Source organism: Streptomyces corynorhini, from assembly GCF_003346515.1.
GTDB classification, from domain to species: Bacteria; Actinomycetota; Actinomycetes; order Streptomycetales; family Streptomycetaceae; genus Streptomyces; species Streptomyces corynorhini.
Genome location: NZ_QQNA01000410.1, coordinates 1 through 10,798, shown reverse-complemented (window position 1 = coordinate 10,798; position 10,798 = coordinate 1). Strand labels below are relative to the sequence as shown.

Genomic DNA, 10,798 nt, shown 5'->3' with positions numbered 1-10,798 from the left:
CGCAGACCCCGGCTGCTGCTCCTCGACGAGGCGACCTCGCAGCTGGACGCGGTCAACGAGCTGGCGCTGCGGGACGCCGGGCGGGTGCGGGCGGTGGGCACGCACGAGGAGCTGGTGGCGGGGGACGCGCTGTACGGGGAGCTGGCGGCGACGCAGTTCCTCGCGGCGGCGCGCTGACGCGGGGAGCCGGGGCGGCGCGGGGAGCCGGGGCGACGCGGGGGCTCTCCGCGCCGTTCCCCGCCCCCCTGATCGGCGGCGCATCGCAGGCCACACCCCGGGGACAAACGGGATACTCCGGGCATGACTGCTTCTCTTCACCGCCGCCCCCGGCGCCGGATCCCGCTCGCCATGACCGCCGCGATCTGTCTGGCCGCACTGGTGGGCGGCTGTTCGGGCACCACCGCCGCGGGCTCCGGTACGTCGATGTCCGGCACCACCACGCGGGCCGCCGCCGAGCGGCGCGGCGGGAGCGACCTCCAGACGGACTACGAGACGGTGATCAAGAACGTGCTGCCGTCGGTCGTCCAGATCGAGACCGGCCGCGACCTCGGCTCGGGCATCGTCTACGACGGGCAGGGCCATATCGTCACCAACGCCCATGTGGTGGACAAGCAGCGGGCGTTCACGGTCACGGTGGCCAACAGCGAGCAGCCGCTCAAGGCGTCGCTGGTCGCCAGCTACCCGCAGCAGGATCTCGCCGTCATCAAGCTCGACTCGGTGCCCGGCGGGCTGCGGGCCGCGAAGTTCGGCGACACCACCCAGGTCGCGGTCGGCCAGATCGTGCTGGCCATGGGGTCTCCGCTGGGGCTCTCCGGCAGCGTCACCCAGGGCATCGTCTCGGCCGTCGGACGGACCGTCAGCGAGGGCTCGGAGGGCGGCGGTACGGGCGCGACCATCGCCAACATGGTGCAGACGTCGGCCGCGATCAACCCGGGCAACAGCGGGGGCGCGCTGGTCAATCTGAACGGCGAGGTGATCGGCATTCCCACGCTCGCCGCGACCGATCAGCAGCTGGGCAACGGCGCGGCGCCGGGGATCGGCTTCGCCATCCCGGTGTCCATGGTCAAGACGGTGGCCGACCAGATCATCAAGAACGGCCGGGTCACCGACTCGGGCCGGGCGGCCCTGGGCATCACGGGCCGCACCGTGCTCAGCGCGGATCTCCAGCCCTCGGGGGTGGCGGTGGTGGCGACGGCGAAGGGCGGCGCGGCGGCCGGTGCGGGGATCAGGGCCGGGGACGTCATCACCAAGCTGGGCGGCGCTCCGGTGACGACGATCGAGTCGCTGTCCGAGGAGCTGGCGGCGGACCGGCCGGGGCAGAAGGTGAAGGTGACCTACAGCCGGTCGGGGACGGCGAAGACGGTGGAGGTCACGCTCGGCAAGGCGTAGCGGAGGCGGACGTCGCGACGACGACGGCTGCGGCTCGCGGCTGCCGCTAGCGGCTCGCGGCTGCGGCTCGCGGCTCGCGGCTGCGGTACGCGGCTCGCGGCTGCGGTACGCGGCTCGCGGCTGCGGTACGCGGCCGTACCGCCGCGACCGTCGTACCCGGGGTCAGCTCCCGTCGGCCCGCAGGCTCATCGGGCCGTAGATCTCGCTGCCGTCCTCGAAGAGCGTGACCTGCTCAGCGCCCCCCTTCAGGAGGTCCTTCCAGACCTCGCCGACCCACGACTCGGCGTCCCCCTGCGTGGTGAACTCCTCCGGCTCCACCGCCGGGGCGACCTCCGTCCCGTCGGCCGTCTCGAACCGCCACGTCCACGCCATGTGCGCCTCCCGATCCCGAGAAAGTGATCGAATTCCTGCCCGCAGCGTAGCCGGGCGCGCACCCTGAGCGGTGACGCGGGAGGATCGTCCTCGTGGAACTGACTCTGCTCGGCACCGGCGCCCCCGCCGGACTCCCCCGCCCCCACTGCCCGTGCGCCGCGTGCGCGACCGCGCGCGGTGCCTCCGCCCGCGCCGCCACCGCGCTGCTGGTGGACGGCGTCCTGCTGCTGGACCTGACGCCGGGGGCCCCGCTCGCGGCGGCCCGCGCGGGGCACTCGCTGGCCGGGGTGCGCCAAGTCCTGCTCACCCATCCGCACGACGGGCCCGCCGTGGAGCTGCCCGCCGGGCTGCCGACGGCGGGCCGGGTCGCCGACGGCCGGGTGCTGACGCTGCTCGGCGGGCACCGGGTGCGGGCGGTGGCGATGGACGCCCCGGGCACGGGGTACGAGGTGACGGCGTCCGGCGGGCAGCGGCTGCTGTACCTGCCGCCGGGCGGAGCGCCCGCCGGGGTGACGGACAACGGCGGCTCGGCGCCCGCCCCCGTACCGGCGCCGTACGACATGGTCGCCGCGGACGTGGTCGGGCGGCCCGACGCGGTGGCCCGGCTGCGGGCGGCCGGGGCGATCGGGCCGACGACCGATGTGCTCGCCGTCCATCTGGACCACGACGTGCCGCCCGGCGCCGAGCTGGACCGGCGGCTGGCCGCGGCGGGGGCGCGTGCCGTGCCGGACGGGACGACGCTGACGGTCGGCGCGTACCACCCCGTCCCCGAGGTGCCCCGGCGGACGCTGGTGACCGGCGGGGCGCGCTCGGGGAAGTCCTGGGAGGCCGAGCGCAGGCTCGCGGCCTTCCCCGAGGTGCTGTACGTGGCGACGGGCGGCGGGCGCGACGGCGACCCGGAGTGGGACGCCCGGGTACGGCTGCACCGCGAGCGGCGGCCGTCGTCCTGGCGGACGACCGAGAGCTGTGACCTGGTGCCGCTGCTGGCGCGGGACGGGCCGCCGCTGCTGATCGACTGTCTGTCGCTGTGGCTGACGGACGCCATGGACCGGGCCGACGCGTGGTCCACCGACGCCGCGGCGTGGGCGGCGGGCGGCCAGAAGGCGCTGCGGGAGCGCACGGCGGAGCTGGCGCGCGCGGTGCGCGAGACCCGGCGCACGGTCGTGGCCGTGACCAACGAGGTGGGCGGGGGCGTGGTCCCCGCGACCCTCGCGGGCCGCCGCTTCCGCGACGAACTGGGGCGGCTCAACGCGGCGGTGGCCGCGGAGTGCGAGCACGTGCTGCTGGTGGTGGCGGGCCAGGCGCTGCCCCTGCGGTGAGGGGCGGTTGGCGGGCCGGGAGGCGTCCTGTTGCCCAACTGCCCGGTGTGGCAGGGGTTCCGGCGCCCTCTCGGCCTCCGCCCGCCGCCACGAACCCCGGCGAGTGGCCGAAGGGGGGCGTCGGTGCCGAAAGGGAGAGCGCGCGGAGGTTTGTGAGGGACGAACAAACCGAGCACGGTCGACCGTCGGCGCCGGCTCGGGCGCCCCGGAGGCGAACCGAGCCCTCAAAAAGGAGAGATAGTGTCGGCGGATGAGTTCGCTGAATCTCGACGACTTCTCCGACCTGATCGAGCGCCCCGACGGCGCTGTGCGGCGCGACGCCGAAGAGCGCCGGGAGCGGCTGACCGTGCCGTCCGGGGCGCTCGGGCGCCTGGACGAGCTGGGCGACTGGCTGGCCGCCGCGCAGGGCGCCGTACCGGTCAGGGCGATCCGGCAGCCGCGCGTGGTGCTGTTCGCCGGGGACCACGGGGTGGCCTCCCTCGACGTGTCGGGGCGGCCCGCGAAGGGCGCGCACCGGCTGGTGCGGGCGGTACTGGAGGGCGGCAGCCCGGTCGCCGTGCTGGCCCGCCGCGCGGAGGTGCCCGTACGGATCGTGGACGCCGGTCTCGACTGTGATCCGGAGCTGCTGCCCGACGAGGTGGTACGGCACCGGGTGCGGCGCGGCAGCGGGCGGATCGACATCGAGGACGCGCTGAGCGCCGAGGAGGCGGAGCGCGCCGTACGGCTGGGCATGGCGATCGCGGACGAGGAGGCGGACTCGGGTACGGATCTGGTGGTCCTGGGCGATCTGAGCGTCGGCGGCACCACGGCGGCGGCCACGCTGATCGCCGCGCTGTGCGGCACGGACGCGTCGGTGGTCACCGGGCGGGGCGGCGCGGGCATCGACGATCTGGCGTGGATGCGCAAGTGCGCGGCGGTCCGGGACGCGTTGCGCCGGGCGCGGCCGGTGCTCGGGGACCAGCTGGAGCTGCTGGCGGCGGTCGGCGGGGCCGATCTCGCGGCGATGACGGGCTTCCTGCTCCAGAGCGCGGTGCGGCGGATGCCGGTGATCCTGGACGGCGTGGTGTCGGCGGCGTGCGCGCTGGTCGGGCAGCGGGCCGCGTTCCGGGCGCCCGACTGGTGGCTGGCGGGCCAGTTGAGCGGCGAGCCGGCGCAGGCGAAGGCACTGGACCGGATGGCGCTCAACCCGCTGCTGGACCAGGGCGTCACTGTGGGGGAAGGCTCCGGGGCGCTGCTCGCGCTTCCGCTCGTCCAGGCCGCCGCCGCGCTCGCCGCGGAGCTGCCGGAGCGGTCCGGCGCCGAGAAGGACACCATCGGGGCCGAGTGAGACATCGGGTGCGACCGCCGGTCGGCGGTCGCACCGTCCAACGTGGAACGCGATGCCCCATATGATCGCTTTTCATGGGAGATGTTCAGTTGGCTGCCGACCGATCGAGCCGGGCCCCGGTCTCTGCCCGGGGTGTCACCGGTGAGCGAGGGACCGCGCGTTCGCGCAGGAGCGCGGCGTTCGCCGTCTGGTATCTGCGCGTCGTCGCGTCGATGAACTTCCTGAGCGCCTTCTGGGTCTCCTTCGGCCAGGATCTGCGTCGGCACAACACCGAGGACCTGTTCACCCCGTACCTGCTCACGGCAGGCTTCGCGTCGGGCGTCTTCACGCTCTTCCTCGCGATCACCATGCGCCGCCGCAAGCGCGCCGCGTGGATCCTCAACCTGGTGATCGCCGGGTCCTTCCTGCTGCTGCTCGCCTTCGTGATGCTCCTCCCGGAGATCCGGCACTACCCGCAGAACTGGGCCTCCCTCGTCCTGACCGCCGCCTTCGTGTGCGCGCTGCTGCTGGGGCGGCGGGAGTTCTACGCCAAGGGCGACCGGTCCAATCCGAAGCTGGCGGCGGCCGTGGCGGTGGGCGGGCTGCTGGCCGCCTCGCTGCTGGCCGACCTGCTCGTCACCCTCACCAACACCGGCCACGGCGGCTCGTCCTTCGCGGAGCGCTGGCGCTACGGCGGGATGCGGCTGGTCTCGCTGTCGACGGACGGCACCCGGTTCCCCGGCATCTCCACCCCCGGCTGGGTCAACGTCACCATCAACGTGCTCTCCACGCTGCTGCTGCTCGCCGTGCTGTACGCGGCTTTTCGCTCCCGTCGGGCCGTCGATCCGCTGACCGAGGACGACGAGGCACGGCTGCGGGTGCTGCTCGACCGGTACGGGGAGCGCGACTCCCTGGGGTACTTCGCGCTGCGCCGCGAGAAGAGCGTCATATGGTCGCCGACCGGGAAGTCCGCCGTCGCCTACCGCGTGGTCGGCGGGGTCTCGCTCGCCTCCGGCGATCCGATCGGCGACCCGGAGGCCTGGCCGGGGGCGATCGACCAGTGGCTGGCCGAGGCCAGGGAACACGGCTGGATTCCGGCCGTCATGGGAACGAGCGAGGAGGCCGGCACCATCTACGCCCGGCACGGCATGGACGCGCTGGAGCTGGGCGACGAGGCGATCGTGGAGACCGCCGGGTGGGGGTCCGGGGGTCACCCCCCGGGAAGTCGCAGCACGTTGGAGGGGCGCGCGATGCGCACCGTGCGCCAGGCGTACAACCGCGTGGCGCGCGCCGGTTACCAGGTCCGTGTCCGGCGCCACGAGGACATCCCCGCCGACGAGATGGCCCAGTTGCTGCGCCGCGCCGACGACTGGCGCGACGGCGCCACCGAGCGCGGCTTCTCGATGGCGCTCGGCCGGCTCGGCGACCCGGCCGACGGGCGGTGCGTGATGCTCGAATGCCGGGAGAACGGCCCGGAGGGGCCGGGCACCGGCGAGTTGAAGGCGGTGCTGAGCTTCGTGCCCTGGGGGCCGCACGGCCTCTCGCTCGATCTGATGCGCCGGGACCGGGACAGCGAGAACGGCCTGATGGAGTTCATGGTCATCGAACTGCTCCAGCGCGCCGGAGAGATCGGGATCACTCAGGTCTCACTGAACTTCGCGATGTTCAGGTCCGTCTTCGAACGCGGCGCGAAGCTGGGCGCGGGTCCGGTGCTGCGGATGTGGCGTTCGCTGCTGAGCTTCTTCTCCCGCTGGTGGCAGATCGAGTCGCTCTACCGCGCCAACGCCAAGTACCGCCCGATCTGGGAGCCGCGTTTCATGTTGTTCGAGAAGAGCGCCGATCTGCTGCGCATCGGCGTGGCGGCGGGCCGGGCCGAGGGCTTCCTCGAAGCGCCCGCCCTGCCGGGGTGGCTGCACCGCCGACGGCTGGAGAGCCGTCGGTGAACCGCGCGGGACCGCGCGAGATCGCGCGCCGCGAATGGGGACCACCGGTCAGGGCCGTACGGCAGGCGCTGGCCGCGCGCGGGCTCCGCGCCGTTCCGCTGACGGTCGGGTCGGTGCTGCTGACGGGGCTCCTGCAGCTCGTGCAGAACCAGCCCTGGGGTTACCGCCCGGTGATGGACCTCGGCGCGGTACGGGCCGAGGACCCGCTGTGGGTGGCGCTGCTGCGTACCCCGCTGTCGCTGTTCGTACCGGCGCTCGACCTTCCGGTGTGGGGCGCGCTCGGGCAGATCCTGGTGGTCTTCGGGCTCGCCGAGATCTGCCTGGGCCGGTGGCGCACGCTGGCCATCGCGTACGTGGCGACGCTGGCCGGGACGCTCTACGCACGCGTGGGGATCGCCCTGGGACCCGACGCGTTCCTCGGGCTGCCCGCCTCCGACGCGCTGATCGTCGACACCGGCCCGTCGGCGGCGGTGGTGGGGCTGGCCCTCTTCGTGTGCCGCCGCTACCGGGCGTGGTGGACGGCCGGGGTGGTGATCATCGCCCTGGTGGCCGAGTGCGTCGTCAAGGACAACCTGGCGGGGCGGGAGCATCTGGCGGCGACGGCCGCCGTCCTGGTGGTGTGCGCGGCGCTGTCCCGGGTGCGCGGGCCGCGCGGTTAGGGTCTTTCGTTTGGATCAGGCCGGGACCGCCAGGACCTGACCCGGGAGGCCCCTGCCGCGCGGACGCTCAGCGCGGCGGCAGTCCCCGCTCCTCGTCGGGCGTCCCGCCGATCCAGTCCTGGATCCGGCGGCGCGGGCCCGCCCAGCGGGCGTCGCGCCGGTAGGCCCGCAGCGCGGCCCTGGCCCGCGCCTTGGGGCGGTCGCGGTAGAGGCGCTTGGCGTACGGGGAGGTCGGCTTGGCCAGCCGGAGCGCGCCGACGACCGCGACGAAGGGCACCAGCGTGCCGACGAGCGCCATCCGCAGCTTCCCCTTGACCAGGGTGATGAGCACGAAGACGAAGTTGACGACCAGCGTCAGGGCGACCGAGCCCCGGCTCTGCCGCTCACCGGGGGTCAGGGAGCCGACGTCGAGCGGCGAGAAGCCGCTGAGGACCAGCAGCGCCAGCGCGGCGGCCATGACGACGGCCTCCACGCTCTGCCGTCCCTGCTCGGTCCAGTACACGTCGTGCAGGTGCAGGATCAGCGCGAACTCGTCGAGCACCAGACCCGCCCCCACGCCGAAGATCACCGCGCAGACCGAGGCGCCGACGCCGTGCCGGCCGCTGCCGACGGCGCCGAAGCCGCCGATCACGGTCAGGATGACGCCGGGCACCACGTGGTGGATGTGCACCCCGCCCGGGGTGATGTTCCGGAACGGCCCCTTGCCGGCCCGGATCAGCCGGGTGACCGTACGGGTCAGGGCGAAGGCGAGGACGAAGGACGCGAGGGCGAGCAGCGTGGGGAGCTTGCCCGGCTCGACGATGTTCTGGTGAAACCAGTGACCCATGCCACCTGCTTCCGACTGGTGCGGTACGGGTAATTTATAGGCTTTCGTCGCCTTCGCCGTTCCGGCGCCCGGACTACGCTCGCGCGATGACTTCCATGGACGGCGCCCCGGGCGGCGGTACGGACGGCGCGGCGGGCGGCCGGGCGGACGGCGCGGCGGGCCGGACCGGGGCCGCGCGCGTCTCGTCGGCCGACGGCGCGCGGTTCGCCTTCGGCACCCTCACCGCGCTGCCGGTCCGGGTGGCGCGCTGGGACCGTCCGGCCGCCCGCGCCGGGATGCTGTGGGCGCCGGCCGCCGGGCTGGTCGTGGGCGGGGCGGCCGCGGCGGCGGGCGCGCTGGCGCTGTGGGCGGGTGCGACGCCGCAGTTGGCGGCCGTCGCCGCCGTCGCCGTCCCGGCCGTACTCACCCGGGGGCTGCATCTGGACGGGCTCGCCGACACCGCCGACGGCCTGGGCAGCGGAAAGCCCGCCGAGGACGCGCTGCGGATCATGAAGCGGTCGGACATCGGCCCGTTCGGGGTGGTCACCCTGCTGCTGGCGCTGCTGGCGCAGGTGGCCGCCGTGAGCGCGCTGTACGGGCAGAGCGGGGCGCACGGCGCGCTCGCCGTCCTTCTGGCCGGGGTCACGGCCCGGCTCGCCCTCACGCTGGCCTGCCGTACGGGCGTACCGCCGGCCCGCCCCGACGGGCTCGGCGCGGCGGTGGCCGGGGCCGTACCGGCAGGGGCGGCGGTGGCCGCCGCGCTGCTCTGCGCCGGGGCGGGCGCGGCGGCGGGGGCGCCGTTCGGCCTCCTCGGCGCCGGGCACCACGCGCTGGCGGTCCTCGTCGGTCTCGGCGCCGCGCATCTGCTGCTGCGGCACTGCGTACGCCGCTTCGGCGGGGTGACCGGCGATGTCCTCGGCGCGCTCGCGGAGACGGCGGCGACGGCGGCGCTGGTCGCGCTGGCGCTCGGGTAGCGCCTGCGGCGACCGGCCACCGGCCCGGGGCACGGAGTGGCTTACGGGCGGCGGGACTTGACGCCGCGGGCACGCACGGACGAGAGGCCGCGCGGAGAGGTGCGCGGGAGGAGGTGAGCGGGCGAGGGGCGAGCGGGGCAAGGCGGAGGAGGGCGGCGTCGCGGAGCGTCGCGGCCCGACGACGACGCCGCCGCGTGCCGCCCGTCGCCGCGTGGAGCCGCCCCGCCTGTCCGCGCGGCCGCCGGGCCGCCCACGGCCGGGCGAACCGCCGCCCCCGTGAGAGACGTCCATCACTGAGCGTAGGCTCGTTACCGCCGCTGTCGCGGCCGGATCACGGCCATGGGGGCACTGACGACGACGCGGCGGGCACGGTCGGCCCACCACTCGACCGCCAAAGAACTCTACGGAAGCGAGATTTCACCACCGTGACTGCTCTCACTCTCTCCACCTCCGGCGCGGCGGCACTGCGCGCGGACGCGCTCGTCGTCGGCATCGCCAAGGGCACCAAGGGCCTGGTGGCGGCGCCGGGATCCGAGGCCGTGGACCAGGCGTTCGACGGAAAGTTCGGCAGCGTACTGGAGACACTCGGTGCCTCGGGCGCCGAGGGCGAGGTGACCAAGCTGCCCTCGCCGGCCGGGCTGAAGGCGCCGGTCGTCCTCGCGGTCGGGCTCGGCCCCCTCCCGGACAAGGGCGACGCGTACCCGGCCGAGACCCTGCGCAGAGCGGCGGGCTCCGCCGCGCGCGCCCTGTCCGGTGTGAAGAAGGCCGCGTTCGCGCTGCCCGTCGAGGCGGCCGAGGACGTCGCGGCCATCGCCGAGGGCGCCCTGCTCGGCGCGTACGCCTTCACCGCGTACCAGGGCGGCGAGAAGAACGCGAAGAAGGGCGAGGGCCCCAAGCGCCCCCTCGCCGAGGTCGCCCTGCTGGGCGCCAAGCCGCGCGACAAGGCGCACAAGGCCGCTGCCGAGCGCGCGATCGCGCTGACCGAGGAGATCAACCGCGCCCGCGACCTGATCAACACCCCGCCGAACGACCTCACCCCCGAGGCCTTCGCCGCCGTGGCCACCGCCGCCGGCAAGGAGAACGGCATCAAGGTGCAGGTCCTCGACGAGAAGGCGCTCGCCAAGGGCGGCTACGGCGGTCTCCTCGGCGTCGGCCAGGGCTCGGCCAACCCGCCGCGGCTGGTCAAGCTCGCCTACACCCACCCCGAGGCGGAGAAGACCCTCGCCCTGGTGGGCAAGGGCATCACGTACGACTCGGGCGGCATCTCGCTGAAGCCCGCCGGGCACAACGAGACGATGAAGTGCGACATGAGCGGCGCCGCCGCCGTGTTCGCCGCCGTCGTGAGCGCCGCGCGGCTGGGGCTGCGCGTCAACGTGACCGGCTGGCTCGCCCTCGCCGAGAACATGCCGTCGGGCACCGCCACCCGCCCCGGTGACGTGCTGCGCATGTACAGCGGCAAGACCGTCGAGGTCCTCAACACCGACGCCGAGGGCCGGCTCGTGCTGGCAGACGCGCTGACCCGCGCCTCGGAGGAGCACCCGGACGCGATCGTCGACGTGGCGACGCTGACCGGCGCGATGATGCTGGCGCTCGGCAACCGTACGTTCGGCATCATGGCCAACGACGACGCGTTCCGCACCACGCTGCACGAGCTGGCGGAGGAGGCCGGCGAGGCGTCCTGGCCGATGCCGCTCCCGGCCGACCTGCGCAAGGGCATGGACTCCCCCACCGCCGACATCGCCAACATGGGCGAGCGGATGGGCGGCGGCCTGGTCGCCGGTCTCTTCCTGAAGGAGTTCGTCGGCGAGGGCATCACCTGGGCCCACCTGGACATCGCGGGCCCCGCCTTCCACGAGGGCGCGCCCTACGGCTACACGCCCAAGGGCGGCACCGGCTCCTCGGTCCGTACGCTGGTCAAGCTGGCCGAGCGGGCGGCGTCGGGCGACCTCGGGTAGCCGCGGCGTCGCCTTCGGCGACGGGTGCGGGGGTACGGGACGGGTAGGGCGTGTGCCCCCCGCCACCCCCGCCCCC

General features: G+C 74.7%; 9 protein-coding genes. 7 read left to right on the top strand and 2 right to left on the bottom strand.

The features are described 5' to 3' along the window. Positions 1–300: 300 nt before the first annotated feature. The gene (locus DVH02_RS33655) at positions 301–1,389 is read left to right on the top strand and encodes a S1C family serine protease (protein ID WP_114627625.1); all 1,089 of its coding nucleotides are present in this window, start codon (positions 301–303) and stop codon (positions 1,387–1,389) included. Positions 1,390–1,551: 162 nt separating this feature from the next. On the opposite strand, the gene DVH02_RS33650 is transcribed toward DVH02_RS33655, so the two are convergent. Then, positions 1,552–1,761, bottom strand: a complete 210-nt coding sequence (locus DVH02_RS33650; protein ID WP_114627624.1) for a hypothetical protein — start codon at positions 1,759–1,761, stop codon at positions 1,552–1,554. Positions 1,762–1,853: 92 nt separating this feature from the next. Between DVH02_RS33650 and DVH02_RS33645 the strand changes: the two genes are divergently transcribed. From DVH02_RS33645 to DVH02_RS33630, 4 genes are all read left to right on the top strand, one after another. Continuing rightward, positions 1,854–3,080, top strand: a complete 1,227-nt coding sequence (locus DVH02_RS33645) for a bifunctional adenosylcobinamide kinase/adenosylcobinamide-phosphate guanylyltransferase (protein WP_114627623.1) — start codon at positions 1,854–1,856, stop codon at positions 3,078–3,080. Between the two features lie 259 nt (positions 3,081–3,339). After that, positions 3,340–4,407: a nicotinate-nucleotide--dimethylbenzimidazole phosphoribosyltransferase gene (gene cobT / locus DVH02_RS33640; protein ID WP_199566516.1), complete on the top strand. Its 1,068-nt coding sequence runs from the start codon at positions 3,340–3,342 to the stop codon at positions 4,405–4,407. Between the two features lie 74 nt (positions 4,408–4,481). Beyond that, positions 4,482–6,329 carry a phosphatidylglycerol lysyltransferase domain-containing protein gene (locus DVH02_RS33635; RefSeq protein WP_114627621.1) on the top strand — a complete coding sequence of 616 codons (1,848 nt, stop codon included), beginning with the start codon at positions 4,482–4,484 and terminating at the stop codon, positions 6,327–6,329. Beyond that, the gene (locus DVH02_RS33630; RefSeq protein ID WP_114627620.1) at positions 6,326–6,988 is read left to right on the top strand and encodes a hypothetical protein; all 663 of its coding nucleotides are present in this window, start codon (positions 6,326–6,328) and stop codon (positions 6,986–6,988) included. Before DVH02_RS33635 ends, DVH02_RS33630 begins: the two co-directional genes overlap by 4 nt. A 67-nt stretch (positions 6,989–7,055) precedes the next feature. Here the strand turns inward: DVH02_RS33630 and DVH02_RS33625 are convergent, their stop codons facing one another. After that, the gene (locus tag DVH02_RS33625; protein WP_114627619.1) at positions 7,056–7,814 is read right to left on the bottom strand and encodes a hypothetical protein; all 759 of its coding nucleotides are present in this window, start codon (positions 7,812–7,814) and stop codon (positions 7,056–7,058) included. Between the two features lie 95 nt (positions 7,815–7,909). Between DVH02_RS33625 and DVH02_RS33620 the strand changes: the two genes are divergently transcribed. After that, the gene (locus tag DVH02_RS33620) at positions 7,910–8,767 is read left to right on the top strand and encodes an adenosylcobinamide-GDP ribazoletransferase (protein ID WP_114627618.1); all 858 of its coding nucleotides are present in this window, start codon (positions 7,910–7,912) and stop codon (positions 8,765–8,767) included. Positions 8,768–9,192: 425 nt separating this feature from the next. Then, a complete protein-coding gene (locus tag DVH02_RS33615; RefSeq protein WP_114627617.1) occupies positions 9,193–10,722 on the top strand; it encodes a leucyl aminopeptidase in 1,530 nt (509 codons plus the stop codon). The last annotated feature ends 76 nt before the right edge of the window (positions 10,723–10,798 follow it).

Excerpts from the sequence above, each read along its gene's own strand:
- DVH02_RS33655 (WP_114627625.1), top strand. The coding sequence starts at position 301 with ATGACTGCTTCTCTTCACCGCCGCCCCCGGCGCCGGATCCCGCTCGCC.
- DVH02_RS33650 (WP_114627624.1), bottom strand. The coding sequence starts at position 1,761 with ATGGCGTGGACGTGGCGGTTCGAGACGGCCGACGGGACGGAGGTCGCC.
- DVH02_RS33635 (WP_114627621.1), top strand. The coding sequence starts at position 4,482 with ATGGGAGATGTTCAGTTGGCTGCCGACCGATCGAGCCGGGCCCCGGTC.
- DVH02_RS33625 (WP_114627619.1), bottom strand. The coding sequence starts at position 7,814 with ATGGGTCACTGGTTTCACCAGAACATCGTCGAGCCGGGCAAGCTCCCC.
- DVH02_RS33620 (WP_114627618.1), top strand. The coding sequence starts at position 7,910 with ATGGACGGCGCCCCGGGCGGCGGTACGGACGGCGCGGCGGGCGGCCGG.